The 26,109-nt window shown below is 65.0% G+C and carries 25 protein-coding genes; 14 read left to right on the top strand and 11 right to left on the bottom strand.

Translation table 11 applies throughout. The annotated features are described in order from the left end of the window. The first annotated feature begins 19 nt into the window (after window positions 1-19). Complete coding sequence (locus tag G6N59_RS00840) at window positions 20-727, top strand: dienelactone hydrolase family protein (protein ID WP_138233346.1); 708 nt, start codon at window positions 20-22, stop codon at window positions 725-727. 136 nt (window positions 728-863) lie between these two features. Next, a complete protein-coding gene (locus G6N59_RS00835; protein ID WP_138233345.1) occupies window positions 864-1,124 on the top strand; it encodes a transcription factor WhiB in 261 nt (86 codons plus the stop codon). 157 nt (window positions 1,125-1,281) lie between these two features. Here the strand turns inward: G6N59_RS00835 and G6N59_RS00830 are convergent, their stop codons facing one another. Beyond that, window positions 1,282-2,058 (bottom strand): transporter substrate-binding domain-containing protein, encoded by a 777-nt coding sequence (locus tag G6N59_RS00830; RefSeq protein ID WP_138233344.1) that lies wholly within the window; start codon window positions 2,056-2,058, stop codon window positions 1,282-1,284. 45 nt (window positions 2,059-2,103) lie between these two features. Here G6N59_RS00830 and G6N59_RS00825 point away from each other — a divergent pair, with 45 nt between their 5' ends. Continuing rightward, window positions 2,104-2,544 carry a hypothetical protein gene (locus G6N59_RS00825; RefSeq protein WP_138233343.1) on the top strand — a complete coding sequence of 147 codons (441 nt, stop codon included), beginning with the start codon at window positions 2,104-2,106 and terminating at the stop codon, window positions 2,542-2,544. A gap of 241 nt (window positions 2,545-2,785) precedes the next feature. Then, the gene (locus tag G6N59_RS00820) at window positions 2,786-4,183 is read left to right on the top strand and encodes a type II NADH:quinone oxidoreductase NdhA (protein ID WP_138233342.1); all 1,398 of its coding nucleotides are present in this window, start codon (window positions 2,786-2,788) and stop codon (window positions 4,181-4,183) included. On the opposite strand, the gene G6N59_RS00815 is transcribed toward G6N59_RS00820, so the two are convergent. Continuing rightward, complete coding sequence (locus G6N59_RS00815; RefSeq protein WP_163910798.1) at window positions 4,180-5,676, bottom strand: PPE family protein; 1,497 nt, start codon at window positions 5,674-5,676, stop codon at window positions 4,180-4,182. The genes G6N59_RS00820 and G6N59_RS00815 overlap by 4 nt on opposite strands. A 155-nt stretch (window positions 5,677-5,831) precedes the next feature. Here G6N59_RS00815 and G6N59_RS00810 point away from each other — a divergent pair, with 155 nt between their 5' ends. Next, on the top strand, window positions 5,832-6,569 hold the full coding sequence (locus G6N59_RS00810; protein ID WP_138233341.1) for a GNAT family N-acetyltransferase: 738 nt from the start codon (window positions 5,832-5,834) through the stop codon (window positions 6,567-6,569). Between the two features lie 1,615 nt (window positions 6,570-8,184). On the opposite strand, the gene G6N59_RS00805 is transcribed toward G6N59_RS00810, so the two are convergent. The 7 genes from G6N59_RS00805 to G6N59_RS00780 form a co-directional block, all read right to left on the bottom strand. Further along, entirely contained in the window at window positions 8,185-8,745 is a 561-nt protein-coding gene (locus G6N59_RS00805; protein ID WP_138233339.1) for a putative endonuclease domain-containing protein, read from the bottom strand. Window positions 8,746-8,754: 9 nt separating this feature from the next. Further along, the gene (locus G6N59_RS31475; protein ID WP_268815836.1) at window positions 8,755-8,877 is read right to left on the bottom strand and encodes a hypothetical protein; all 123 of its coding nucleotides are present in this window, start codon (window positions 8,875-8,877) and stop codon (window positions 8,755-8,757) included. Between the two features lie 65 nt (window positions 8,878-8,942). Further along, on the bottom strand, window positions 8,943-9,296 hold the full coding sequence (locus tag G6N59_RS00800; protein WP_138233338.1) for a hypothetical protein: 354 nt from the start codon (window positions 9,294-9,296) through the stop codon (window positions 8,943-8,945). A gap of 21 nt (window positions 9,297-9,317) precedes the next feature. Continuing rightward, window positions 9,318-9,842: a hypothetical protein gene (locus G6N59_RS00795; RefSeq protein WP_138233337.1), complete on the bottom strand. Its 525-nt coding sequence runs from the start codon at window positions 9,840-9,842 to the stop codon at window positions 9,318-9,320. Window positions 9,843-9,900: 58 nt separating this feature from the next. After that, window positions 9,901-10,461, bottom strand: a complete 561-nt coding sequence (locus G6N59_RS00790; RefSeq protein WP_138233336.1) for a hypothetical protein — start codon at window positions 10,459-10,461, stop codon at window positions 9,901-9,903. A gap of 229 nt (window positions 10,462-10,690) precedes the next feature. Continuing rightward, a complete protein-coding gene (locus tag G6N59_RS00785) occupies window positions 10,691-11,926 on the bottom strand; it encodes an IS256 family transposase (RefSeq protein WP_041799755.1) in 1,236 nt (411 codons plus the stop codon). 96 nt (window positions 11,927-12,022) lie between these two features. Beyond that, a complete protein-coding gene (locus G6N59_RS00780; RefSeq protein WP_138233416.1) occupies window positions 12,023-12,733 on the bottom strand; it encodes a chymotrypsin family serine protease in 711 nt (236 codons plus the stop codon). Between the two features lie 174 nt (window positions 12,734-12,907). Between G6N59_RS00780 and G6N59_RS00775 the strand changes: the two genes are divergently transcribed. From G6N59_RS00775 to G6N59_RS00755, 5 genes are all read left to right on the top strand, one after another. After that, window positions 12,908-13,831: a transglycosylase SLT domain-containing protein gene (locus tag G6N59_RS00775; RefSeq protein ID WP_138233417.1), complete on the top strand. Its 924-nt coding sequence runs from the start codon at window positions 12,908-12,910 to the stop codon at window positions 13,829-13,831. A gap of 57 nt (window positions 13,832-13,888) precedes the next feature. Beyond that, window positions 13,889-16,180, top strand: coding sequence for a hypothetical protein (locus G6N59_RS00770; RefSeq protein WP_138233418.1), 2,292 nt, complete (start codon window positions 13,889-13,891; stop codon window positions 16,178-16,180). Window positions 16,181-16,228: 48 nt separating this feature from the next. Beyond that, window positions 16,229-17,509 carry a hypothetical protein gene (locus G6N59_RS00765; protein ID WP_138233419.1) on the top strand — a complete coding sequence of 427 codons (1,281 nt, stop codon included), beginning with the start codon at window positions 16,229-16,231 and terminating at the stop codon, window positions 17,507-17,509. 67 nt (window positions 17,510-17,576) lie between these two features. Continuing rightward, entirely contained in the window at window positions 17,577-17,876 is a 300-nt protein-coding gene (locus tag G6N59_RS00760; RefSeq protein WP_138233420.1) for a hypothetical protein, read from the top strand. Between the two features lie 39 nt (window positions 17,877-17,915). After that, window positions 17,916-18,224, top strand: coding sequence for a hypothetical protein (locus G6N59_RS00755; RefSeq protein WP_138233421.1), 309 nt, complete (start codon window positions 17,916-17,918; stop codon window positions 18,222-18,224). Between the two features lie 92 nt (window positions 18,225-18,316). On the opposite strand, the gene G6N59_RS00750 is transcribed toward G6N59_RS00755, so the two are convergent. Both G6N59_RS00750 and G6N59_RS00745 read right to left on the bottom strand, forming a co-directional pair. Next, the gene (locus tag G6N59_RS00750) at window positions 18,317-19,072 is read right to left on the bottom strand and encodes a hypothetical protein (protein WP_138233422.1); all 756 of its coding nucleotides are present in this window, start codon (window positions 19,070-19,072) and stop codon (window positions 18,317-18,319) included. Window positions 19,073-19,198: 126 nt separating this feature from the next. Continuing rightward, the gene (locus tag G6N59_RS00745) at window positions 19,199-21,127 is read right to left on the bottom strand and encodes a DNA polymerase (RefSeq protein WP_138233423.1); all 1,929 of its coding nucleotides are present in this window, start codon (window positions 21,125-21,127) and stop codon (window positions 19,199-19,201) included. Between the two features lie 645 nt (window positions 21,128-21,772). Here G6N59_RS00745 and G6N59_RS00740 point away from each other — a divergent pair. The 4 genes from G6N59_RS00740 to G6N59_RS00725 are packed head-to-tail and all read left to right on the top strand — an operon-like array spanning window position 21,773 to window position 26,067. Beyond that, the gene (locus tag G6N59_RS00740) at window positions 21,773-22,216 is read left to right on the top strand and encodes a hypothetical protein (protein ID WP_234884475.1); all 444 of its coding nucleotides are present in this window, start codon (window positions 21,773-21,775) and stop codon (window positions 22,214-22,216) included. Window positions 22,217-22,253: 37 nt separating this feature from the next. Further along, window positions 22,254-23,309 (top strand): E3 binding domain-containing protein, encoded by a 1,056-nt coding sequence (locus G6N59_RS00735; protein ID WP_138233424.1) that lies wholly within the window; start codon window positions 22,254-22,256, stop codon window positions 23,307-23,309. Next, entirely contained in the window at window positions 23,306-24,103 is a 798-nt protein-coding gene (locus G6N59_RS00730) for a hypothetical protein (protein ID WP_234884476.1), read from the top strand. Before G6N59_RS00735 ends, G6N59_RS00730 begins: the two co-directional genes overlap by 4 nt. Beyond that, window positions 24,070-26,067 carry a DEAD/DEAH box helicase gene (locus tag G6N59_RS00725; protein WP_306789606.1) on the top strand — a complete coding sequence of 666 codons (1,998 nt, stop codon included), beginning with the start codon at window positions 24,070-24,072 and terminating at the stop codon, window positions 26,065-26,067. Before G6N59_RS00730 ends, G6N59_RS00725 begins: the two co-directional genes overlap by 34 nt. The last annotated feature ends 42 nt before the right edge of the window (window positions 26,068-26,109 follow it).

Raw genomic sequence — 26,109 nt, 5'->3', positions numbered from 1 at the left:
CACAGCAAACGGACGTCGCATGCCCTTGATCACTTTCCCAACGCCCAGCGGCCCGATCCCCGGATACCTCGCGGTCCCCGAGAGCTCCGGGCCCTGGCCCGCCGTGGTCGTCATCCAGGACGTGCGCGGGCTGACCGCCGACATCCGGAGTAGCGCCGACAGGTTCGCCGCCGACGGACACCTGGTGCTGGCACCCGACCTGTACGGCGGGCACAGCCCCAAGGTCACATGCGTCGCAAAGACAATCCGCTCCCACTTCACCGGCACAGGCCCGGCCTACGACGACATCGAGGCCGCCCGCGCATATCTGCTTGCCGATCAGCGCTGCAGCGGCAAGGTCGGCATCGCGGGCTTTTGTATGGGAGGGGGCTTCGCACTCGTCGTCGCCTCGCGCGGAGGCTACTCGGCGGTCGCGGCGATGTATGGCCTGGCGCCAGACGACATCGAGGCGCTGGAACAGTCCTGCCCGATAGTCGCCAGCTACGGCGCCAAGGACCTTATTGTCAAAACCGGTGCGGCCCAGCAACTGGAAGCCGTGTTGACGCGTGCCGGCGTACCACACGACGTCAAAGAATATCCGCAGGTCGGCCATGCATTCATGAATGATTTTGGGCTACCAATCGCGCTCAGACCCGTGGAAACCATTGCGCGGATGGAGTTTTCGGAGCTGGAGGCAGAGGATTCCTGGAGTCGGATTTTCGCATTCTTCAAAGACCACCTCACCTGAAGGCCGTCAAGCTATTTGCCACTGCGCGGTTCCGGGGGAACCACATGAGTCCACATCATTATCGCGCTGCCGCAGTCCATCCTTGGCAAATCACTGGTGCCGCTATCGAAATGCTTACACATTGTGAGGGGCGAACATGACTGTCGCACTGCAGAGGCCCGCAGGTCCGTCGACGACGCCTTGCGTGTCCGACCCGGACCGGTGGGCCACCGCCGGCGACGACGCCGAAATCAAAGCGCTATGTCGTGGATGCTCGCGTCGGCAGCGCTGCGCCGTCGAGGCCATCAGCACCCCCGGCATCTCCGGCGTGGTCGCCGGCGTGCACGTACCCGAGGGAGGCCGCGCCCGTGCATTTGCCCTGCGACAGTTACAGGCCGTGGCCGCCCTCGTGGCCTGACTGGACAACCGAGATCGCCAGAACGGCAGCCAAGTTCAGCGCTCATGCCGCTGCCGAATCGATGTGGCACAGGTGCGCACGAGTGATCGCCACCAAAAGAGGCGTGGAGATGGGCGTCATCGACAAGCCGGTGATCAACGGCGCGCTGCGGTAGCCGTCACCTCGGTCCGAGGTCGGCGCCCAGCCACTTACGGCTGACGGCTGCGTATTCGCCACTGCCTTGAATGGTGCTGAGCCACTGGTTGATTCGCGCCTGCAGCGCCGTCGCGCCCTTGGGCATCAGGTAGGCCTTCTGGCCGTCGGTGAAGGGCCGGTCGGTCGACACCCCACACAATTGCGGATGTTGCGTGACCTGCCAACGGATTTCGCTGCCATCGGTGATCATGACGTCGGCCTTGCCCGCGATGACCTGATCGAAAATGGTGTTGTTGTCGGGATATCCGACGATGGTCGCGTGGTGCAGGTTGGCTCGGTCGAACTGTTCGTTGGTGCCACCGGGGTTGACCACAACCCGGACTCCCCCGCGGTCGATGTCGGCCAGCGACCGGTACTTCGCGGCGTCGGCACACCGCACGGCGGCAGCCTTACCGTCGCGCAGATACGGGTCGGAGAACAACGCCTTGGCCGCGCGGTCGGCGGTCACGGTGATGCCGCCGACCGCCAGGTCGCATTTCTGCCCCAGGTCGGCCATGAGCGTCGGCCAGGTGGTCGGCACCAGGTGTAGATCAGCACCAGTATCCCGAGCGAAATCTCGGACCAGATCGATGTCCATGCCACTCCAGTGACCGTCGGCGTCTCGGTAGGTGAACGGCCGGTAATCGCCGGTGCTGCACACCTTCAGTGCCTGGCCCGGCGACTCAGCCGGCGGCGAGCTGCACGCCGCAGCCAGTACGACGACCAGCGCCGACGCGCCGCGAATCACTGTGCGCCTCATGCGGCCAGGCTCTCATGCGACCGCCACGTCGCCTACGCTGGCCATATGCGTCGAGTGGCGGCACTGGCAGTGGCAGGTGTGCTGCTCAGTGCCTGCACGCAGACGGTTTCGGGACAGGCCGGGGCGCCTGCGGAGCTCAAATGGCAACGCCCCATCACGGATTCGGTGTCCAGCCTGGGCGGCACGCTCGGCACCGTCGGCGAGGCGATGACCGCGCACGACTTCGTCACCATGTCGCGAGATTGCACACAGCTGCAAGGCACGCTGGACGATCTCGGCAAGCATCTGCCGACCCCTGACGACAACGTGAATTCGTCGTTGCAGGACAGCATCGACAACTTCCGCTCGTTCGCCCGCGTCTGCACGATGATGACACCGGGTACTGCGGACGCTGCGCTCGACCAGTTGAGCGGCTATCTTGACCGCGGCGACAGCTCCATGCGAAAAGCCCTGCAGCAGATGGGAATCGAGCTGCCCGGCCCCTAACCGGTGCTACGACGCCGACGCGACAGGTGGTTTGTCCATAACCAGCCAACCGCTACCAGGAGGGTGCGATGCCGCCGGTCGGACGCCCGCAACTGCCGGACGCGGCCTCGGCCATGGTGTCGGCATCGGTCAGCAGCGCCCGCGTCACATGGATGCCGCACTCGGTTGCCGCCCATAGTTGGACAACTCCCAGTATGTTTGCCCTGTCGTTCGGTCCTCACGGTGTGCCCGAAGGAGCAACATGACCATCGCGTCCCAGCGTCACCGCGTCGTCGTCATCGGATCAGGTTTTGGTGGCCTCCAGGCCGCCAAGGCCCTCAAGCGCGCTGACGTCGACATCACCCTGATCTCGCGCACTACAACTCACCTGTTCCAGCCGCTGCTCTACCAAGTCGCGACCGGCATCCTGTCGGAGGGCGAGATCGCTCCGACGACCCGCCTGGTCCTGCGCAAACAGAAGAACGTCACGGTCCGCCTCGGCGAGGTCGAACACATCGACCTGAAGGCGGGAACCGTCACCTCCAAACTCATGTCGCAGGAGACCGTCACGCCGTTCGACAGCCTGATCGTGGCCGCCGGCGCTCAGCAGTCGTACTTCGGCAACGACCACTTCGCGACGTTCGCGCCGGGCATGAAGACCATCGACGACGCCCTCGAGCTGCGCGGCCGCATTCTGGGGGCTTTCGAGGCTGCCGAGGTGGTCACCGACCCCGTCGAACGTGAACGCCGGCTGACGTTCGTCGTCGTCGGCGCCGGGCCGACCGGCGTCGAACTGGCCGGGCAGATCGCCGAACTCGCCGAGCGCACCCTGGCAGGGGCGTTCCGCAGCATCGAGCCGCAGGACTGCCGCGTGATCCTGCTGGACGCCGCCCCCGCCGTGCTGCCACCCATGGGCCCCAAGCTCGGCGCCAAGGCACAGAAACGCCTGGAGAAGCTCGGCGTCGAAATCCAGCTCAACGCCATGGTCAGCGACGTCGACTACAGGGGCATCACCGTCAAGGACAAGGACGGAACCGAGCGCCGCATCGACTGCGCGTGCAAGGTCTGGTCGGCGGGTGTGCAGGCGAGCCCGTTGGGCAAACTCATCGCCGAGCAGTCCGACGGTACCGAGACCGACCGCGCCGGCCGCGTCATTGTGGAGCCCGACCTCACCGTCAAGGGACACCCGAACGTGTTCGTCATCGGCGACCTGATGGCGGTCCCGGGCGTGCCGGGTATGGCGCAGGGCGCAATCCAGGGGGCCGCGTACGCCGCTGACATCATCAAGCGGTCCCTGGCGGGCCAGGATGACCCCGCCAACCGCGAGCCCTTCAAGTACTGGGATAAGGGCAGCATGGCGACCGTGTCGCGGTTCGATGCGGTTGCGCAGGTGCCGGTGCCGCTGACCAAGAGGAAGCTGGAATTCGCCGGCGTATTGGCCTGGCTGTCGTGGTTGGTGCTGCACCTGGTCTACCTGGTCGGCTACAAGAACCGGGCGACGACGCTGTTCACCTGGTTCGTCACCTTCCTCGGCCGCGGTCGGGCCCAGATGGCTATCACCAGTCAGATGATCTATGCGCGCACCTCGATGCAACTGCTGCAGAATCAGCTGAACGCGCTGGCTGCGGCCGACAAGGTCGAGAAGAACGAGTCCGCCTAACGGTTCTCGCCGGGGTGCCAGGTGCCCGGAATCATGGGCGCCCGCGGCCCCTCGCCGAAATCGTCACCGGCCAACGCCGTCAATCCCGCCGGCGTGGCACCTGCTCTGGATACGGCTCCGGTGAAACCCATGGGCCCGGCACCGCTGCTCGATGCCCGGACGGATGACGCGTCGTCCGGATCTGGCCCGGACTCCCACTCCGGTGTGACGTCGAGATCCATGTATTCGCCGGCTTCTTGCTTGCTCCGGTCGCGGCGACGGCGCCGCTGCCGTGCTGCCGCCGTCGCGGCCGAGGCTGCCTGAGCGGTCGCAGAAGTCCGGACCGACGCACCGGTGTCAAGGCGCGCCTGCCGCTGCAGCCACGCACTCGCGCCCATGCCCGGACCATCGCCGACCGCGTACGGGAAGCCCGGGTCGCCGATGGGCGGCGGTGTCGACGCGGGCGATGCGGCGGTGCCGGTTGCCGTCGGCGCGGGAGCGCTTGCCGGAGCAGACGCCGACACCGTGGCTGCCGACGACGACACGGGGCTGGTTGTGGGGGCCGCCGCGACAGCCGGCACGGTCGGTTCCTGCGATGCGGACGGCTCCGCGCCGATGGCTTCCGGAGAAACGTGGATGCCCGCCAGCCCCGCGAACCCGGCCACCCAGCCGAGGTTGGCGATCGCCAGCCCCAACGCCGGCTGAATCAGCGCCGGTGCGAACTGACCGAGCACCGAAGCCAGTTGGGAGGCATGGAAGGTGACGTCCGCCAACACCATCGGCAGGTTGGTCAGCAGCGCGGCCGGATCGGTCAGCAGGTTGTTCCACAGCAATTCGAGGTGCTCGCCCATCTCGGCGCCCACTTCGAACCACCACTCCAGATCGGTCGGGTCCAGATCACCGTGGCCGTGGCCGTGGTCGTGATCGTGGTCATGGTCATGGTCATGGTCGTGATCATGGTCATGGTCGTCGTGCGCCACGATCGACGGCGCCCGAGTGGAATGCGGCGCCGACCCCACCGCCACGTCGGATGCGACTTCATATGTCGCCATCGCGGTGGCGGCTTGCACCCACATGCGGACGTAGTCGGCCTCGGTGACCGCGATGGGAATCGTGTTGATACCAAAGAAATTTGTCGCCAGTAGCGCGGTTTGCGTGGCGTGATTGGCCGCCAACTCGGCCAAGGTCGGCATCATCGCCAACGCTGCGCTGTAGGCGCCGGCGATGGTCTCGTGCTGGACCGCGCGCGCGTTGCTTTCCAGCCCGCTCTGCGTGAGCCACGCCAGGTACGGGAGGTGTGCCGCCACGTACGTCTCGGCGCTGTGCCCCTGCCACGCCCCCGTGTGCGTTCCGGCCAGGACCGCGCGCAGCTCCTCGGCAACCGCCGTGTAGGTCGCGCCGAGCGCAGACCAGTGGGCTGCGGCCGCGAGCAGGGCTCCAGCGCCTGGACCGCTGCTGAGCAATGCTGAATGCACCTCCGGCGGAGACGCCATCCATACCGGCATTGCCATCACGCATTCCCCCAAACCGATTAACGATAATGAAAACTATGTTCATTAAGGTAGCAGCCGGGAAGCGCCGCGCGAGAAAATGCGTTGCCGACCAGGTGGGGCCGATGAAAGATGCGACGTGTCCAGACCATGCGTCGCACGCCATTCAGGGAGTTTCCGTGCCCGATTTCTCTCCGGTCGTCACCGACTATTGGGCCGCAGCGTTCGACGAGAGACCGCTGCACCGCACCGACCATGTGACGGTCACGGTCAATCCCGACTCCGCCGCCGACGCACGCGTCGCCGTCTTGCGGACCGCCGAAGACGACCGCGTCTCGATAGCCGTCACCCCCGCTATCGCCGAGGCGTTGGCCAAAGACATTGCCCCACTAGACAATCCAACAGAGGCTGACCTCCGGGCAGCGTTCGCCAACTACGGCGTCACACTGAACGGTGCCGACAATGTGTTTTATCTCACGGAAACCGCGGCAGACGACATCCTGGGCGACATCGAATCAACCAACGTTCGTCAACTCACCGACGCCGACGCCGGCATTTTCGCTTCGTTCAAAGCAGTTGTGTCCGAGGAAGACTGGAACGGAGCCTATGTCGAACTCGACCACTGGGCGGCATTCGGCGCGTTCGACGAACGCGGCGCCTTGGTCAGCATCGGCAGCATGTACCCATGGGACGACGAGTTCCCGTTGGCCGATATCGGCGTGCTGACCCTCAGTCCCGCACGGGGCCGAGGGCACGCAAAGACGTTGGTGCGTGCGATGTTTCGCTACGCGCTCACCCAGGGCTTCGAGCCGCAGTACCGCTGCCAGCCGGACAATTCCGCGTCGGTCAAGCTCGCAGTCGGTCTGGATTTGGAGCTGTTCGGGCAATGGGAAATCGCCGTGCCCGACGATGAGTGAATTTCACCGGGTGGGTTTGTGTGGTGGTCCCGACTGGGATCGAACCAGTGACCTTCCGCGTGTGAGAACGAAGATCTGATCTTCATCCAGTTCGCGAAGTTCGCCCCACTTCGCTGACCAGGGACATTGCGACGTAGCCTCCACGCTGGTTCGCACGGAATGGGTCATCGGTGGGTCACTCTGCCTTCCGCTACTCGCGGAAGGTCGGACCTACACCCGCCGTCGAGACGCCTGCCTTCACACGAGCACATCGGGGTCGCACACCCATGCGGCGTGCAATCTGATGCAACACCAGATTGGCGCGTCGATTCCAATTAGTCGATTCGGTCTGAATGACGCCACCAAATGCCAATGGAAAGAGCCCGAGAGTACGCACTTTATTCCTTCAGAAGGATGTCTCATCTAGATCTAGGTTTGCAATTTGAGCCTTCAGCGAGGTCTGAGCCGCTGCCGAAGTCGTCACACTCGCCGGCCGGCCAGCACCCGGCGAGTCAACGCCCGTTGAGCTCAGGTGGTCGTTCGATCGGCGGGAGTTGGCGAAGCCGCGACGCACCGTCTACGCCCGATCTGCGAGCGACAAACAGTTCCAACGCAGCAAACACTTCTCCGTAGCTGCGTGGATGGCTTCGCGTGGGCCCGGGGAGGCTTCCAAGAGCATCCGACACACGCGACCGTCAGCGGCGACCACCCAAGATTCGGCGCGATGTTGGACCGCCGAACCACATGGCGGCCGGCGGGAAACATGACGCGGCGGCACCGTGCGGCGGGCGCACCGCGTTGCTTCGATGGGCCGCCCTACGGAGCGGCGCGGTGCAGGAGTTCCGGCGCGGTACAGCGCACGGAGCCCGATCTCTCGCCGATGATCGCCGCCAGCTAGGGCGATGCGAAAGTTGCCGAATCTTGGCGGGTTCGTCTTCCGCGCTGCCCGCGCAGAAACTGCAACGGCGGATCGCCAAACGCATCGTTGGTTTCACATCGGGGCTTGACCGCCGTGATGCACAACTCGAAATCTGTGCGCGGAGTGACGACGCGGACGTGACAAGCTGTATTCAGGCATCGATCCATGTCGCGCCTCTCGGGGTTTCCAGGACACAGCGGGGAGACCTCCCGGGCTCGCGCCGTTGAGGGCGAAGGGACGAACCGACGGGCAGTATCGGGACCGTAACGGACTCATAGACAGCAAGGGGGCCTCGCGTGGACCACGACGCACCACCGTGGACAGACAGCGACCGGCTATTGACCATTCCGGAAGCGATCGTTGCGCTGCGGATCGGAAGAAGTCATTTCTTCAAGTTGAAGCGCGAAGGCGTGATCGGCACCGTGCGACTCGGAGCGCGGACGCTGGTCCCCCAACGTGAGATCACTCGAGTCATCAACGAAGCGCTCAAGCCCAGGACCACACCGCGATCGTCGGCACCCGCTGCGCCATCTGAGGCTGCTGGATAACTCGCCGTGTCGCCAGATTTCGGAATTTCGCAGAACCAAGCCACGGGCCCCGAAACTGGACGAGGCCCCGGCGGTGTGCCGAGGCCTCGTTGTCCCCACCTAGGTTCCACCAACCATATGAGACGCTAGGAATGTTACTCGACCGGCGCGGAAAACTGGGCGATCCGCGTTAGCCAACTGAGGACCAGAAATTGGGCGGCAGCAGCCGCGCACTTCCGAGTGCGCGAACAACCGAGGCGCCGTGGAAGTCCGCGATGAAGTCGTTGTCCACGATGACAACGTCATTGGGACTGAGCGCCTGTGTCCCCGCGATGCGTACCCGAACCACGCGCAGTCCGCGAGCGGCGTAGAACCGGTTTCGCATGATGTCTTCGGCCACGCGCTCTGGTGTTCCGTGCCAGCGCTCCGGATCAACCTCGACAACGGCAAAAGGGCGTCGCACCAAGATATCCGGGGTGAAGAACCGGTTCTTGCCAGAGCTGTCGCGCCCCATACACATCAACGTTCCTTGTGGGTACGTCTGGTAGCCGGCGTCCTCGATGACCTTTCGTACGCGCATCTCCGTCTTGCTGGTGGCAGCGGAGCCGCCCCGCGATAAGTCTCCCGGGCGAGCACGCGCACGGTCCATCTCCGGCAGGACCGGTGGCGCGTTGCGTCGACTCCAGAACAGCACCACCCACATGACCAGGCAGGCCAGCGGAACTGCCGGGTGCAGAAGAAATTCGAGCACGAGCGCTGGTCAGTCCGACATCTTCTCGACGTAGAAGTCGCGGCCGTCGGAGAGGCGGTCAGCGCAGGTCGCCAAAGCATCCGCCTCGTCGGCAGCTCCGCTGACATGGAACGTGATCAAGTAATCGGGCATAGCGCGAGAAGCTATACACCGCAGCGCGGTTGGGACGTCTGCGGCTCGGCGGGGTGAGCCGGCGTTCAGACCGCGAACTCGTCTGCGAGCAACACTGGCGTGTGCACACCATCTTCGCCGGGTTCGATGCCGATGATGTACGGCCCGCTCTCGCCGAACGCGGCGTAGTAGATGGGATTCTCGGCAAGAACCGTGACCTCGCCGCTGTTGTAGCCAGGCATCTGCGTCCCAACCACGCTGCGGTACAGCGCAGCCAGTACCGATGCTTTCTCTACACGGCTGGTGGGATCTGTCGCATTGCGCTCGTACCAACTGCGGTGTGAGTGGATGAATCCGCTGAGTCCGCGCACAGGGGCATCGTCGAGTGCGGCCAACGCATCGATCAGCTGGCCAAGTGTCAGGATTCGGTAGGTGTTCATGGGGAGGTTCCGCTTCGGGTCTCAGCTGTAGACGACTTCCCCGAACAGACCGAACTGCACGACGTTGTCCGCTACCGCGGCGTCATAGTCGCCTTCGGCGCCATGGGTGGCTTCGGCCACCACGAACTGGCGCCAGTAGTGGCCGTCAGGTAGGTCGACGCGCTGGCTTTCTTCGACGTCGTGTCCATTCGAGTCGATTTCGCCGCGGCAATACCGCACGAAGAGCTGCGCGCCGCGGTCCACTACCGCGAGATCGAGGCGTAGCCGCTGGTCGTCGGCCAGCGGCGCCAGGTATCCGGCATTGAGCACCACGACTCCGGCCGCCAGGGGGTCGGGGATCATGGACTGGAAAACCCTGTCGACGCCCCAATCGTTTTCAGTGGACTCGAGCACAGCAGAAAAGCCGTCGAAGTCGCTTGACTGGTCGGGAAAGGCCCAGTGGTAGTCACCGACCCGTGCCCAGTAGTTGATCCCGCCCTCAATGGCGGTTGTGAACAACCCATGCAGAAAGCTCTTGCGCCCGTCGCTGAGTGGTGTCGCGGTCATGATCGAATCATATTCTCTATTTTAGAGACGATCAAGCAACCGGCCTCACGGATGTCGCCTACTCAGCTGCCATGGCCGTCCACGCATCTGGATCCGCTGTACGGATCCGGCGGTACAGACCGTCGCGCACGACCCAGCAGCGCTGGGCCACCCACACCACCGGAATCCCGTGGCTGCACGCGACGCGGATCAGCGACAGAGCCTCCGGCGGGGCATCGCGCAAACCGTGAGCGGATACGGCATCGACGGCGGCATTCAGGCCGGCGCCCGACAACCATGCCCGCCGGCACAGTTCTTCGGAGGCGCTCGATACAAAAATCCCTGCAGCAGTGGTGAGTTCCTCAGCGGTGTCCCATACCGGGTGCATCAGCCAGCGCTCGAACGCCAGCATCATTGGAGCGATGGACGGGTTCGCTTCAATGGCTGTTTCGATGAGCGCCACCACCGCACCTGCCTGACCGCGTGCCGGTGCTCCATCACCGGAACCAGACAGGGTGATCAAGGCGAACATGGCGCGCGAACTCTGCCGGCGCACCCGATCGGTGCAGGCGTCGATTGCGGCTGTCAACGCGGTCAGGGCGGCGTGCTCGACCGTGTCAAACAGCGCGGTGCGGCGCACGTGGATCTCGCGACGGTGGTTCATGGTGTGTCACCGTCGACGATCGCACGAAGTTTGAGTCGCGATAGCACCGGCTCCAGGTAGGTCACAAAATTCTCGGTATCTGTTGGGCCATGTGACAGCATCCCCACTGCCAGTGCCCGATTCTGTCCATCAATGACGAACACAGGGGGTCAAGTCCAGGGACGTGGTGTATGACGTCGTCGTGTGATTCTTCGAGGTAGTTGGGTCAGGCGGGCAGTGCCGCGGGGGTAGCCTCCTGTTCGGTTGGGGTGTCGTTGACGGTGCGTGATTTGCTCAGAACGTCGAGGCCGAGGTAGCGCCGCGACTCGGCCCATTCGTCGTGTTGTTCGGCCAGCACTGCTCCGACGAGACGGATCAGGGCCGCGCGGTCGGGGAAGATGCCCACGACGTCGGTGCGCCGGCGGATCTCCTTGTTGAGTCGTTCCTGGGGATTGTTGCTCCAGATCTGGCGCCAGATCTGCTTGGGGAACGCGGTGAACGCCAGCAGATCCGGCCGCGCCGCTTCGAGGTGATCGGCGACATTGGGCAGCTTGTCGGACAATGCGTCGATGATCCGATCATATTGAGCAGCAACGGATTCAGCGTCAGGTTGGTCGAACACCGAGTGCAGCAGGGTGCGCACCCAGGGCCACGAACTCTTGGGAGTGACGGACATCAGGTTGGTCGTGTAGTGGGTTCTGCAGCGCTGCCACGCCGCTCCGGGCAGGGTGGCCCCGATGGCGGCGACCAGCCCGGCGTGGGCGTCGCTGGTGACCAGTTTGACCCCGGACAGGCCGCGGGCGGTCAACGACCGCCAGAACGTCAACCAGCCCGCCCCGTCCTCAGCGGTCGTGACATCGATTCCCAGGATCTCGCGGTAGCCCTCGGCGTTGACCCCGACGGCGATCAGGGCGTGCACGTTGACCACCCGGCCGGCTTCACGCACCTTGAGCACCAGAGCGTCCGCAGCGACGAACGTATACGGGCCGGCATCGAGCGGCCGGGTCCGGAACGCCTCCACGGCGGCGTCGAGTTCCTTGGCCATCACCGACACCTGCGACTTCGACAACGACGTGATGCCCAGGGTCTCGACCAGCTTGTCCATCCGCCGCGTCGAGACACCAAGCAGGTAACACGTCGCCACCACCGTGGTCAGGGCCCGCTCGGCGCGTTTACGGCGCTCCAGCAGCCAGTCCGGGAAGTAGGATCCTTGCCGCAGCTTCGGGATCGCAAGATCCAAAGTCCCTGCACGGGTGTCGAATTGACGGTGTCGGTAGCCGTTGCGGGAATTGGTGCGCTCAGCCGAGCGTTCGCCGTAGCCGGCACCGCATAGGGCGTCGGCTTCGGCGCCCATCAGGGTGTGGATGAACGTGGCCAGCAGCTCGCGCAGCACGTCGGGATGGGCAGTGGTGAGTCGTTCGGCCAGCACAGTGGGCAGATCGATATTGTGGGCAGTGGTCATCGCGTCGATTCCTTTGCTCGAGTGACTTTGGACGGTCTCTCGAAGAATCACGCGATGACCTTCAATCACTCGGCTACGACACGCCGGTACCGCTGATCAGGTCCGACTCGTACACCACCTTGATGGACGCAACCACACAGGGGCGCCTGAGTCCCCTTTGACTGCCGATCCTCCCCACTCGATTTCGTCCGTACCCGCCCGCTTGAGGGGCCCACAGGTCAGTCCAGATCGGGATCCATTCATGCACAGCGGCGTGCCCACAGGAAGTGCTCGCACCTCGGCCGCGTCGAGGACGCCCGCCAGTTTCACTCCGGGTGCGATTTTGGTGCTGTACGAATCGCGGCGGCGTTGATCGCCAGACAAGAAGAACACCGCCGAATCGTGCAGGACACCGTCGGTGTCAAGACCTCGTTCGCGATTCTGTAACGGAAGCAGCCACAGTCGCTTGTCCAGCGTTTTGTCAGTGAACATCCACAGCGACGCCCCGGGTTGGGTCTGGCAGTGCCCGGCCGTCAAGAATCCGATATCGCCGGTCGCGCTGTACACCGCCCACGATGCCGTGCAGAGCTGCGCGGTATCCGCATCAAGCTGCGTCACGATGGTCACACCAGGCCGCGGTGACTCTGCTGCCGTGACTTCCGCCAGCCCCCGCGCGGTGCGCGCGTCTGCGATCGAGACCCACGGGCCCGTCGGCAATGGCTGCGCATTTGCGCTGGGCGAATCGCTCATCTGCAGGGCGCCGATAATCCCTGCCACGGCCCCAAGAGCCAGCAAGCGATTCCTCGCGAATCGACTGTTGTCCTTCACGGCCAGAAGCATATGAAGTTGCGCACTGAATTTGCGCATCGTATGTAACCGCAACTTGGCGTCGGCGTTTCGCTGGAGTCCGAACCCGCGCCGCACACCGTCATGGACCTATCGCTCTTCTACGTTCGCCCCGCATCGCACGCCCGCTGCGACGAACCAACAGGAGTGAGAAGAATGCTCACGCTCTCCCACGGAGCCCGCCGAATACTGCTCCCCGCTGTCGCAGCGGCGGCTTTCACCGCCTTAAGCGCCGGCATCGCCCACGCCGACGACGACCAGGCTCCTCAGCCCGGCACCTCCTCCGACGCTGCCACCGCGTCGGGCCCGGACGCGGCGCCCGCGCGGTTCGCACCAGAGAACAACACTGAAACCGATGCGCCGAGTGCACCAACGGCAGAATCCGATCCCGCACAGCCCGCGCTGCTGACAAGCGATACCGAGCCAGACCCCGCTGCACCAGCATTGCGGCCCGTGGTGCTGGTGCCGGCTCCGATCGGTTCAACCCAGCTGCCGAACAGTCCCGACCCGGCTGAATGGAAATCAGCGCTTGCTTCGGCGCCGGATGTTGTGACCGTCGCTGATCCGATCCCCGGCCCGGCGCCGTCGCGGACCTTGGTGCTTACGCAGGGGCGCACGCCCGATCATCCCGCGGTCTATGCCACTTCGATCGACAAATCCGCGATCATCTACACCCCGCACCCCGTGTCCCACGTCACCGACGACGACATCACCGCGGGACTGGCCCAGGCCGGGGTTAACCCTCGATTGACCGATCTGTTCGCGCGGGCCACACAGACCATCATCGGCGGCGAATCCGGTGGATCGACCAACGCTGTCAACCGATGGGACAGCAATGCCCGGGGCGGCCGACGCATTGATGGTGCTCCGGTCGGCAGCTCCCGTGGCCTGATGCAGACAGTGCCTGACACTTTCGCCGCATTCCACGCACCGGGCACCTCAACTGCGATCTACGACCCGGTCGCCAACATCGCCGCGGCGTGGCGCTACGTCAGCGCCCGTTACGGCGTCAACCTGGATTCCGGAATGGGCCTTGGCGCCTTCATGTCGCGAGGAGTGGGTCACGGCGTCGGCTATTGATGCCGGAACTGGCAGAAGTCGCCCCCCTTTACTGGCCACAATGATCGGAGTACCTACATGGCACCGCAGCTGACTGACGCACAAAAGCGCACCGACGACTATTTCGATCACCTCGTATCGCTGTGGAGCGGCATGGACCCGCGCGCCAGGACCTCTCCAGAAGGGATGGGCCTGGTTGACCAGATCCTGGGGCTGGCTCGACGGCGCAGCGGCGATGCTGCATCGCTGGATGTGGCGCGTCAGCTGGGTCGCTCGACCACCGGCACCGTTGCCGGCGATCGGCTGCGTGACCAGTTGGATGGCTCAGCCCCGCGCGTTGACAGCGACACCAACGCCACCGTCGCGGTTCCCAACTCACCGGCCATTGCCGATACGACGCCAATGACCCTCGGGAAGCGGATTGGCGCAGCCGAGCCAGGCGACGGTCGCAAGTGGCTGCCGGGCAATGCAACGCTTCCCCCGATCACCTCGGGCGACTCCGAGCACATAGATACGGCCGACGCCGCGATCGAGGACATCAACCAGAAGAATTTCCGAGTGGATTCGTCCTCAGCTTGGCGGCCCGAGGGTGCTGCACTGCCGGTTACCGGCACCAACATCTCCACGCTGGGGTCGACGTACAGCATGACCAAAGACCTGATTCAGCAATGGGGCCTTGCGGTTGAGAAGCTGCGCGACGCCGTCACCTCGTCAGGAGAGCAACTGATCACTGAGCAGTTCGATCGACTACGGCAACCGCTCAAGACCTTGACCGACGACGCCGCCGTCTCCAAGTCCCTACCTGATTTGATCGCCCGCGGCGGGATTGCTGCCAATGATGCATTTCACGATCTGCGCGGGCAGGAACTCACGATCAGGCAGGCCATGGCGGACATCGCTTCGATGCCAGCCCACAACATCGAGGACCCATACGCGCTGGGGCGAACGACCCCGGACGGCTCCTACGGCAGCCTGCCCGCGGTCACCGTCCCCACCAAGGTGGCTGAGGTTCAGCAGATCGGTAAGCAGATTTCGGACCTGGCCACCAAAATCAGCGCACCAGAGGTGCTGGTCGGCAAAAAGGTGGACAGCACGGGCGAGGCCTCAGGTTCCAGCACGGCGACCGGATCAGGCTCGGAGGCCGCACCGCAGCTGCGCCCTGGGACCGTTCCGGTGGCAGCAGCTGGGCCCGGTGGATCATTGCCAGGTACCTCGACCGGCTCAAAAGATGGCGTGGGAAAGGCCGGCCCCAAGGGCGGTCGGGCCGGCGATGACCTTTCGTCGCTGTTGGCTGCACTCGGACAGACCGCCGCGCCGCTGGCCCAGCAGGCCGCGAGCGCTCCGCAACAGGCGACCGCCGCAGCACAACCGCTCACCAGCGCGGCCCAGCAGGCTGCCAACAAGGTGCCCGATGAACTCCTCAAATCCCTACGCGGAGACAAAGCGGACAACGTCAAACTCCCCGCGGCGGCCACCCCGGCGGCCAAAGCAGCCGAGGCCGACCGCAGCGCCGCAACATCAGTGGCCTACACGCCTCCTCCTCCCGCATCCGCGGCATCACTCGGAGCTCCAGGTACCGACGCCCGCCCGCATCAACTTGACGCAACAGGCAAGCCCGTCGACAAAGACCACACCGGCAAGGTCTCCAAAGATGCCGTTGCACTGTCCAAGCACACCGTCAAGCCGTTCGACCTCGCTGTCGATGCTCACGGCCACAACGTCCAGGTCAGAGGTGTAGGCGATCCACGGTTGGGAGAGATGATGCTGAACATGGCCGGGGCCAGCGACGCCAAGCCGATGTCGGTGCTCGATGCTGCCAAAGCCTCCGGCATGAACATCACATCCCTCGGCGATCCAGTCGACCCGAGCTCGGCCGAGATCGGTGACGCGGTGATCGGCGCCGTTCAGTCCGGCATGTATCTCGGCGATGACCTCGTGCTGACGACAGCAGGCGGGATCGAAAGCCTGGCCGACGTACTCGGCGACGACGGGTTCGTTTCGCACATCCCTCTGCCGGAACTTCCCGACGACGCTCCCGCGCACGATCCGGGTAACCCGGGGCCGCCGGCCCCCGAACCGCACACGGTGACTGCTTCGACCGTTTCGCCCGATCCGACTGCGCCGCACCCCGCTTCGACGCTCCCTGATAACCCGCCGCCGGCAACCGCTCCCCCAGCAGCGACGGAGCAGCCTCCCACCCCGGCAGACCCGCCGCAGCCCCCACCGCTGCAGCCTGCCGCCCCCATCAACCCGCAGGCGCCGCCGTCGGATTCTCCTCCGCTGTCGGCTCCTACCGCGGTTCAAGCCAAAGCACCAGACGGTCGGCCCGTCCCTCGGCAGGTCCCATACGAAGGTCACGCATTGGGCTGATCGCGCCCGGCCCGCGCACATCTGCGTGCAGCGGCGACCATCTGCACCATGATCGATCCTCGGTTGCAAGACGTGCTTGGCCAAGCCCAGAAATCCGCCACCGGTGAGAGCGGGGGCGAGGCCCACGCCGAGAGCTCATCGACGAAGCAGATTCGAGCCGATCTGATGAATCTCGCCGCCGAAGTGGATCCTCGGATGGCGCCGATCGTAGAAGCCGCCGGCGGCGACTTGCGGATGTCTGCCGACGGCACGCTGTCCGCCTCACCTGCGCTGCGCGCCGCGATGCGCGCCCTGGTTCCGGGACGTGACAAAGCACCGGCGTCGCCGAACCGGCTTGTCGCCGACTGGTTGTCGGCCGACACCACCAACTCCATTCCAGTGAGCGAGACATCCCCGTACTTCACTGTGTCTCACTGGCACTGGATGGCCGCGAAGGAACTCGTGCGCCGCATGCCCGCCGAGTTGGGACCAACGTTCCCTCACCTGTTCGTGTCCGAAGCCCAGATCATTCACGACCTGAAGGCGTGGTCGGCCCTCAACCAGCATGGACAACTCACCGACGAAGCAGCCGCGATGTTCGGAGCCATCACCGGACATGCCAGCCTGACCGTGTACGGCACGGTCTTGCTCTATGCCCAGCGCCGGCCCCCTGTCGAGTTGCCGGCCACGCTCAAGAAATTCGGCTTGGCCGCCGCGGTACGCGATGTCCCTCGCGTCACATTCACCATTGGCGTCACTGATCGCGAAGTTGTCACCGTGCTGCTCAACAACACAAGCGTGATCTTCACTCGCCGGCTGCGCAGCACCAACTGCATTGAGGACGATGCGGCAAAGTCGGTGCTCGATCTCCTCGATCCAGACGAGCAGTGGCCTGCCTACCAGCTAAAGGCACCGATCATGCTGCCTGGAAGCGTTGTTGACGACCTGGCCACCGACCCTGACACCACCGGCTTGATCGTCACCGAGCCAGACGAGGAATCCACCGACGCCGAACGGGCCGCCGACGCAGCTCGGCGTGACCAGGTACGCAATGGAGCCCGCAGAGTCCTCGCGGCTGCTCGCACACCCGCTGCTGCCGCCGCGGTGGTCGCCGACATTGCAGCGTCAACCACCCACGCGCTGGCCCAAGTCACGGTGCGCACCGACCACGCGGATGTTGCCCGCGGTGATCAAGGCGCACTGGCCATCGTCTTTCTCCGAGGCCGAGGCGTCCTTGCGTCGTACCCGTCAGGTTCCGGACACCTCAGACGAGTCACCTACGCCGCAGGAAACAGGAGCGGCATCAAGAGCGCCATAGAGGTTCTCGGCAACGCATATCGCGAGGGCTAGTAGGAAAATCTGCGCTACGCTTTTCCGAGAACACCCACCACATCAGCTACGTCGACCGGAGGGTCACATGAGTAAAATCGGAATCAGCCCCGACGAGGCCCGCCACCTGGTCGGCCAGCAGGGACACAACACTGACGAGATCCGCGGCCACATCGCCACGATCGACACGCACGTCAACAGCCTGGCCCACAGCACCTATGTCTCCGACACCACCAACGCACTGGCGATGAAGTGGGAGTCCGAGACCAAGCCGGCTTTGGAGAAGATCGTCGCCCGATCGGAAGCTGCACAATCTGGCACCAACAGCGCCGTAGATCACCAGTTGGCCACCCAGGCCTCCAACGCTTCGTCCATCCGGTCCGTGTAGCACCGGAACCGTCCAACTTCACGAAAAGGACTGATACACATGGCAGGAACAGATGGGCTTTCGCTCAACATCCCCGGGGCGGCCGCCGATGTCGCCGCGATGCAGCGCGCACAGGCTGGCATTGACGCCGTAAAGGAGCAGCTCAAGTCGAACTCGGCCAAGCTGTTCGGCGGCACTCTGGTAGGTACCGGCGCCGATGCCGGTACCGATTTCAGCGCGCAGGTCGACGCGGCGGTGGCAAGCTCCAACGCGGTCGTCCAGGCATGCGCTCGCACCGTGGGCCAGGCCAGCGACGACACCATCGGCTACGACCGCGGCGGCTTCGCAGGTGTGTACAACGGCGGCTAACCCGCACGGTCAGCAACTATGCCCCGCAGCCAGATCGGTTGCGGGGCATAGTTTTTGCAACGTGGAGCGTGTCACGTCCTATCCAGGATGAGTCACCCTGCAACCGCGACCGGCACAGGACGGGCATGCTGGGACAGGACGCCGGCCAGCCATGTCGGCAACATTCGGCACGGACCCAGCCGCGTCACCGGTATTCCTCCTTGGCGTGACGGCGGAATCGGCACGATCACGTCACCGGAGCTGACCGTGCAGCCACCCACGGACATCGTCAAATCGACCAGAGTCTGGCCCGCAGCCGTCCGGAACAAGTAAACCCCGCCGCCTGGCGTACCCGGAAGCAGCAGTGTTGGGGCCGTGTGTCGTTCGCGAGGGTCACCGCTTGTGGCCGCCGCCCAGTCGCGCCACTGCACCAGAGACGCCCCATCCGGAACAATCACTGCTGCCATGCGCGAGCATCCCACGTGCAGCCCCGCTGTGACGCTGACGATTCCGTTGTCCCGCAAGGCCGGTCCGAGTTCCTTGCCCAGAACCTTGTCCATGTGGCGGTAGTAGGCGCCCACTCTGAGGTTGACGCGCTCAGGGTCGGCGTCGATGTGATTGGCGCCGGCCAGCCGTCCCGTAGCCTCCTCCGGCATCTGAGTTCCGGGCGGATACCGGTCGAGGAGCGCAGCGAGTTTCGCCAGCACACCTTCGTCGGCGTTCTCGGGAACCGTCACATCCGGGGCCATCATGACAACCGCAGCGCCGTTCGCCACCAGTCTGCGCAGATATCCCTTCCAGATCACCTGCGGTGCGCGGGAATCGATTCCCGCCCCCAAGAGTGCGGCGATCGGATCAGATCCCAGCATCGTTCTTCCCTCCAATCTGTTGAGCGCCGGTCAGATCAAACGCGACGATGAAGCTGTCGTCAGTCACGGGACTCTGCGCGTGCGGCGGTATCCCGTTGTCTGACACTGGCATGGGGCTGTCAGGGTTCACACGTACTCCCAGCGTTGACCCATATCGTTGAGGTCGACGGCCAGAAACGCGTCCATTCCGTGGTACTGCGCAACGGCTTGCAGGAACGGCGGCGGCGTTGCCATGACCTCCGCCAGCTCAGCTGCGATGGTCGAATCAGCGACGATCTCGTCGTGCATCCACAAATGCACGTGGTCCGACAACCCGCGCCGGTCCAGCTCGAGGATCGAGTAGTGCATGACATCGAGAGCGGAGCCCTGGCAGAAGTGGTTTGGTGCGATGCGCTGCGCCACATCGCGCACCATTCTGCCGTTCTCCTGGAAGCGGAACTCTTGGTCGACCACGCGGCCGGAAAGCGTTGTCACGTGACCAGTTGCCTCGGACTGCGCTTTGAGCGCATCGATCAGCTTGTAGAGGATCGGAAGACCGTCGCGGATCGCCCAGGCAACCTGCTTGGCGCGATCGATCGTCCAACCGTATTGCAGCGCTGCGGCTTTGTGGCCCTGGCCATACATGTCGGCCAGCATCTTGCGCTTGGCCAACTTTCGGTCGACGCCGGCCATCTTTCCGACCGGCTCGTAGGGGTCTTTGCCGGCCTTCATGTCCGCAAGGAACTGGCGGTCTCCAGAGGCGGTGGCCAGAACCACAGGCTCGATCGATTTCCAGTCCGCACTCACCCAATCGCCATCATCGGCGACGATGACGCCGCGGGCCTCGGGCGGAAACTGCTGAATCTCGGGCCGTGAGGCCGACATTCGCCCTGTGGCGTTAGCGCCGAGGATCTTGATCTCGGGATGCAGGCGGCCGGTGGGGCCGGCATTCTCCACGACCTTGTTGACGTACCCCAGCACCTTCTCGTTGCCGAATACAGTACGGTGGGCCATCACAAGCGGGTTCTTCAACGACTCGCTGATGTGTTCGCCAGTAAACACTTCCAGTGCGTTCTTATCCGCTTTGAGCCTGCCGGTATTTGTACGCGGCCACTGCTCGTGAAGCAGACCTCGGGCATCCAAAGCGTTGACGAGGTCTGCCGGATTACCGGGTCGGATGCCGGCTGCCGCCAGCACTCGAGCGGCGGCAGCTGTTGCTTCGGCAGTCTCAGCCAGGAACCGGTCCGGGAACTCAGCGTCGACGGCATAGCCGCGCGCGGTGCGTTCCAGCACGATCCGGTTGACCTGCTGAACGTCCTCGACGAGTTGCTCGGCGTCGCGACCGTTGAGCACACCGATACCGCCGATGCCCAGCTGCGACGTGGTCAGATACCTTGCGGCGGTGGCAATGATCCCTTCACCGGTGACACCAGGGATTCCCCACAACCGCAGTGTGGCGACGGTGTCGGACATCGCCCCCACCGCGTAGGTGGGTGTGTCGATGTCCGTTGACCACCAACCCTCGTCTTTCTTCAATCCGCGAGCGGCGAACACCTCGTCCATGGTGATGCGGTCATCGTCCATTACTCCGTACGCGATCGCGAGGTCTTCCAGGGTCCTCCCGGCCTTCGCGTAAGTGCGAATCATCCGCGCAGCGACGAGCGTGTCTCCGATCTTGCGGATGTGTTCGCGAGTCAACAGTCGATGCGCGTAAAGCGGTGCGACATCGAAGCTTCCCCCGTGAAAAACGATTCGCGCTGCGTGGTCGAACACGCGCGTAAGTAGTCGTCGGTGCTCTTCGCGCCGCAGCGGATCAAACAGGAGCGCCACGGTGTCGCCGCCGAGGTGGAACGCCACGGTGACGCAGGTGATCGTGAACTTGTTGACGTCCAGGCCGCGGGTCTCTATGTCGGCCGCCACCGCGGCCGGCGGCTGCGAGCACAACTGATCTATCCAACGGGCCAGAGCCGCATCCTCGGTGACAAGGAATGCACCGACCGCGTGGTCGTAGAACTGGAATTGCGCCGCCGCGACGCGAGGCAGGTCGACGATTGGCACGGCTGGGTGCGTGGACATGAACGCCAGTCAAGCAGCACCGGACGACATTTTTGCATACGCATTTTACGACACGCGGAAGCGCAAATAATCGGCTACATCGATTCGATCGCGGGCATCCGATTGAATCGAACGGGGACGTGACAACGCCAGAATCGTCGCACCCAGACCCCTACGTGCGAGCGCGGGCCGGCGAATGCATCTGGTCGCCGAACCCAGTGGAGATGCCGATCGCACCCGCCCCGCTGCAAATCGAGATGCTACCCATACTCACGACAGTTGGGGCTCTACCTGCGCATATCGCGTTCAATGCGATTGCAATCACGAGCTGCCAGCGACGCCACGCCCGGCACACGCGCTGGAATAGCCCCGCCTGAATGCCGCGCCACCGGGGGACACACCCTCGCCTGCGTGGCATTCAGTCGCCAGCCCCGGGTCGGTGACGCGCTGCTTGTCGGTGGCGGCGGGTAGGAAGAGACACGCCAAATCAAATTGAATATTGCGTACGCATTTTTCCGGCGCTACGCTCCACACAGTGACCGGAAGCCGGTGACGAAACCGTGGGTGATTCGCATATTGAATCTCTCCCGAGAGCGTCACAAGACCGGCCAAGGTCACCCCACCAACACCACCCCACCTACGCCACCCAAACCACTGGAGACACCCATGACTGCTGCTATCGCCACGCCCTCGGCCGCCCCGATGCACACCATCGCCCCGCTTCCGACCGTTGCTCCCGCCCCCGCCCCTGTCACCCCGGTCGTGATCAGCCCGGCTGACATTGTCAGCTCCATCTGCGCCACGGCTGACCCGGCAGCGGTGCTCTCGCACGTGGTTCTCGCTGTCGCCGGTAACGCTTCTACCGCCGCTCGCCAGGGTCAGCTCTTGGCCGCGGTGAAGGGCAGCTGCGAGTCGATGCTCAAGGCTGTCCGCGAGGCCCTGCTGTCGTCGGTCAGCGATGCCCCCGGCGCATACGACGGGTTCACCGTCACCGCGTCAGCAGGTTCACGGTCCCTCGACTACGGCCGTCTGGAGGCCGCGTACCCCGATGTCTACGACGAGCTGGTCAAGGTCGGCGCCGCGAAGTTGAACGTCAAATTCACCCACTGAGCCCCCGAAATCCACCATCCAACAAGGAGATTGACCCGTGACTACCGCAGTTCCCCCCGCTGTTGCCCCTGTCGCGCCCGCAGTGGCGCCCGCCGTCGTCCCCGTCGCGCCAGTGGTGGCCCTGCATGATGTGACGCACGCGCCGAGCGTCGCCGTTCCTCCGGCACCCGCCGCGCCTGGTGTCCCGGCCGCACCGGTTGCGCCCGTCGCTCCGGACGCACCGATTGCGCTGCAGGATGTTTCGCACCCGGCTGCGGTCGGCCCCGTCACCGCATCAGAGCCCGCGCCGCTTCCTGCACCGGTTGCTCCGACTCGCACGCCGCTGACGGTGGCACCTCCGGTGCCCGTCGCGACGAACTCTCCGATCGTCGGAATCTCTCCGGTTGCTCCCGTGGTTCCCGCTCCAGTGGCTCCCGTCGCGGCCCCGGTTGCGCCGCTGGTCGTCCCTGCACCGGTGGCTCCGGTCGCTGCAACGGCCGTCCCAGCGGCTGTCGCACCCGCGGTTCCTGAGGTTCACAGCACTTCCGAGGTCGCAGGCGGCGCTCCGATCATCTCCCTGCCGCAGTTCACCGCCAATGCGCCGGTGGCCTCCGCTGCACCTTCGGTCGTTGTCGACGTAGCCCCGTCGATCCGCACCCTGGCTGATCGCCGCGGCGTGGATCTGTCGACGGTGACTGGCACCGGCAGAGGTGGGCGTATCACCCGCAAGGACGTTGAGGCCGCAGCCGCTGCTGTTTCCGCAGCGGCTGCGGATATGGCACCCGCCCCCGTTCCGGTCGCCGCCCCCGCTCCGGTCGCCGCCCCCGCTCCGGTCGCTGTGCCCGCACCGCTGCCGGCCCCTTACCCCACGCCAGTTGCTGTTGCGCCCGCACCTCAGCCGGTCGCGGCCGGAACCCAGAACCTGCTCAGCGTGCGGGTGCCGTTCGACATGAGCGAAGGACGCACGCTGCGGATCGATGCCGACCAGGATCTGGTGAGCCTTGCCGCCAGTGCACTTCCGGGGCTGATGATCGTCTCGGCTGCACTGGAATTCACGGCCACCGGCCCGGCCATCGTCGCCGAGTTCGCCCCTGTCGCGGCGGTGGCCCTGTGAGCGTCACCATGCCATTCACCAGTGACGCAGCCATCGAAGCGCGGCCGGCACCCGCCCAGTTGCGGGTGGTGCCGCCGCTGCCGGCCGCACGCCGCAGCGACGGCCTGATCAAGGTGCGAATGAGCCCGCTCGTGATGGGTGATCCCGACAGCCTTGACGGCAACGAAGACGGACTCAGCGAGGCCGTCGTCGACCAGCAGCTCATCGTCGACTACACCGGCGCGCTGGCCCGCCGCACCGCCGTGTCCATCCGAGACAACACGGTCGAGCAGATCGACAACCGTCACGACCACCCGCAGGCAGTGGCCTGCCTGCGCTGCGCCGTTCTGGGCGCCGGCGAGCACCGGACTCTGGCCATCACATTGTTGGAGATTCTGGCGCGCTCCAACGCCGATGAGGAATGGAACAACGACCTCGAAAAGTGCACGACCATCAAGATGATCTCCCGGCTGCGTCGCCTGGCGGTCAGCTCGGCGCACATGGAAGAAATTCACGGAACCTACTGGGGTGCAGTGATGTTGATGTGCCTGCGCATTGAGCGGGCCGACTTCGAGTTGCTCGACTACCTGACGCGAAAGTATCAGCCGTCGCGCGTGCTGAACGTGCACACGCGTGAGTCGTTGGCCGCCTACCACCTGGCCATGGTCACCTGCCCGTGGATTTCCCGCGATGGACGCCCGATCGTGGCCGTCAGGCGCAACGCCGTTGCAGTGCGGCTGGGCGTGGTGGCCGCCAATGTCGCGATGGGCGATCTGCCGCAGTGGCTCGACCACCTGCCTGTCCCGGCGCTGTGACAGCCGTCGCATCCCCGACAGCGGCTGGTCATCCGCCAGGCCGTTGGGCTGGCGCAGTCTATCCGGGCAAGCAGCCCCGAGTTCTGCGCGAGTACCAAGTACAAGCCGCTGATGCGGTGGATTCGGCTCACGCTCGCGGCGTGGAAGGTCCGGCGGTCGTGCTCCCCACTGGTAGTGGCAAGACCTCGGTGATCGCTGAACTGGCGCGTCGTGAAGTCACCGCGGGTCGGCGGGTTCTGCTGATGGCGCACCGCAACGAGTTGATCGAACAGATGGCGGGCGCGGTCAGAGCCGTCAATCCGTGGGGCCCGGTCCCCGCCATGATCGGCGGTCCGCACCGCGGCGACCCAGCGGCGCCGATCGTCTCAGCAACGGTGCAGTCGCTCCAGCGCGAGGCTGCGCTCCTGCGGCTGGGTATGCGCGATCTGATCATCGTCGATGAGGCCCACCACGCGGTGGCCACGACGTACCGCAAGGTGCTCGACCACTTCGCCGCCTACGGAGCCCGGCGCGCTGGATTCACCGCGACGATGACCCGCATGGACCCCGCCAAAGGTGAACCGCCGCTGCGTGCGGTGTGGGGCGAAGTAGTGTTCGAGCGCGATATCACCTGGGCCATCCAGAACGGCTTTTTGCTTCCGCCGCACGGGGTTACGCCCGAGGTCCCGGACTTGGACGTCTCCAGCCTGCACAAGGGCGCCGGTGACATCACCGACGACGAAGCCGCCGAAGCGATGCTGCGGGAGACGACGTTCAACGCCAGCGTTCGAGCCGTGCTCGACTACACCGGCAACTTGTCGACAATCGTGTTCGGCGCATCCAAAGAGCACTGCAAGCAGCTCGCCGAAGCGCTTGTCGCACTGGGCGTCTCCGCTGAAGTAGTGGTCGGGAACACCTCTACGCGCGATCGTGCCGGCATCTACAAACGGTTCCGGCGCGGCCAGACCCGGGTGCTTGTCACCGTGGACGTTCTCACCGAGGGTGCCGACTTCCCTCGCTGCGAGGTCGTGGTTCTTGCCCGCCCCACCCGCAGTCAGTCTCGCCTGGTGCAGTGCGTCGGTCGTGGACTACGGCCTCACACATTCGAGGACGGCCGCGTCAAAGAGCACGCACTGGTGGTGGACTTGGTCGGCGCCGGCTCACTGGGCCTGATCGTCGAAACCAAACTGGACGCCGAGCGCCGCCGACCTTCGGACACCGATGACGAAGGGTTGGGTTGCGGTTGCATCCAGCCCTGCGCTGGCGACAACTGCGACTTCACTTGCACCGGCGTCGGCTGCGATTGCCCGTGCTCATGCGCGGTGCAGCCCGAATCGGGTTCGGCTGCCCCTGCTGAATCTTCGGTGCCCTGCACATGTAGCTGCGTCCTGGCTTTCGGCCTGTGCCGGTGCGGTTGCGAATGCGACCTGCACCGCGTCGACCCGCTGCGGACCTTCGACCCGGTCACCGGTTCGATGACCGACGTCGCCAAGCGCCGCGGGGATGCCAACTGGTCGCAGCGCACCTCCACCATCCGCTGGACCCGCCACACACGCGGGTTGGTGCGCTCCATCTACCGCCAAGCCGGCTCCAAAGGCGTGCTCATGCTCGCGGACATGCGGGGTGTCGCAGGAACGGTCCCCGGTAGGGACTGGGCCTTCGGGTTCTACGACACCACAGTGCACCGTATGTCGTGGGTCGGGCTGGACGGCCAATGGACCGATCCGGGGCCAGAGTGCTACCTGCAGGGCATGAGCCTGGACCAGGCCGACACACTCGCCCAGGAGCTGTTCGGCGAATGCATGCGCGACGCTCCGCGGACGCCGGCCACGAGCGCTCAGATCTCGCTGGCCCGCGCACTGGGCGTGCCCGACCCCGACCAGCTCGATCGCCGCGACCTGTCCGACATGATCGCGATCGCCCACGCCGACCTGTGGCTACCGCAGTTCACCCGAAGCGACGAAAACACCTACACCGCAGCGTAAATCGCACCGCTGCCAAACCCACCACCCCAACCGCAGGAGGCA

It is taken from the genome of Mycolicibacterium aubagnense (assembly GCF_010730955.1).
GTDB classification, from domain to species: Bacteria; Actinomycetota; Actinomycetes; order Mycobacteriales; family Mycobacteriaceae; genus Mycobacterium; species Mycobacterium aubagnense.
The sequence above is the reverse complement of the archived record's forward strand: the minus strand, read 5'-3'. Positions and strand labels throughout refer to the sequence as shown.

Bases quoted from the DNA above. Each gene is read 5' to 3' on its own strand.
- G6N59_RS00785 (WP_041799755.1), bottom strand. From the start codon at position 11,926: ATGACCACTGCCCACAATATCGATCTGCCCACTGTGCTGGCCGAACGA.
- G6N59_RS00795 (WP_138233337.1), bottom strand. From the start codon at position 9,842: ATGACCGCGACACCACTCAGCGACGGGCGCAAGAGCTTTCTGCATGGG.
- G6N59_RS00745 (WP_138233423.1), bottom strand. From the start codon at position 21,127: ATGTCCACGCACCCAGCCGTGCCAATCGTCGACCTGCCTCGCGTCGCG.
- G6N59_RS00765 (WP_138233419.1), top strand. From the start codon at position 16,229: ATGATCGATCCTCGGTTGCAAGACGTGCTTGGCCAAGCCCAGAAATCC.
- G6N59_RS00820 (WP_138233342.1), top strand. From the start codon at position 2,786: ATGACCATCGCGTCCCAGCGTCACCGCGTCGTCGTCATCGGATCAGGT.
- G6N59_RS00800 (WP_138233338.1), bottom strand. From the start codon at position 9,296: ATGAACACCTACCGAATCCTGACACTTGGCCAGCTGATCGATGCGTTG.
- G6N59_RS00760 (WP_138233420.1), top strand. From the start codon at position 17,577: ATGAGTAAAATCGGAATCAGCCCCGACGAGGCCCGCCACCTGGTCGGC.
- G6N59_RS00775 (WP_138233417.1), top strand. From the start codon at position 12,908: ATGCTCACGCTCTCCCACGGAGCCCGCCGAATACTGCTCCCCGCTGTC.
- G6N59_RS00835 (WP_138233345.1), top strand. From the start codon at position 864: ATGACTGTCGCACTGCAGAGGCCCGCAGGTCCGTCGACGACGCCTTGC.
- G6N59_RS00740 (WP_234884475.1), top strand. From the start codon at position 21,773: ATGACTGCTGCTATCGCCACGCCCTCGGCCGCCCCGATGCACACCATC.
- G6N59_RS00755 (WP_138233421.1), top strand. From the start codon at position 17,916: ATGGCAGGAACAGATGGGCTTTCGCTCAACATCCCCGGGGCGGCCGCC.
- G6N59_RS00770 (WP_138233418.1), top strand. From the start codon at position 13,889: ATGGCACCGCAGCTGACTGACGCACAAAAGCGCACCGACGACTATTTC.
- G6N59_RS00840 (WP_138233346.1), top strand. From the start codon at position 20: ATGCCCTTGATCACTTTCCCAACGCCCAGCGGCCCGATCCCCGGATAC.
- G6N59_RS00825 (WP_138233343.1), top strand. From the start codon at position 2,104: ATGCGTCGAGTGGCGGCACTGGCAGTGGCAGGTGTGCTGCTCAGTGCC.
- G6N59_RS31475 (WP_268815836.1), bottom strand. From the start codon at position 8,877: ATGCCCGATTACTTGATCACGTTCCATGTCAGCGGAGCTGCCGACGAG.
- G6N59_RS00750 (WP_138233422.1), bottom strand. From the start codon at position 19,072: ATGCTGGGATCTGATCCGATCGCCGCACTCTTGGGGGCGGGAATCGAT.
- G6N59_RS00830 (WP_138233344.1), bottom strand. From the start codon at position 2,058: ATGAGGCGCACAGTGATTCGCGGCGCGTCGGCGCTGGTCGTCGTACTG.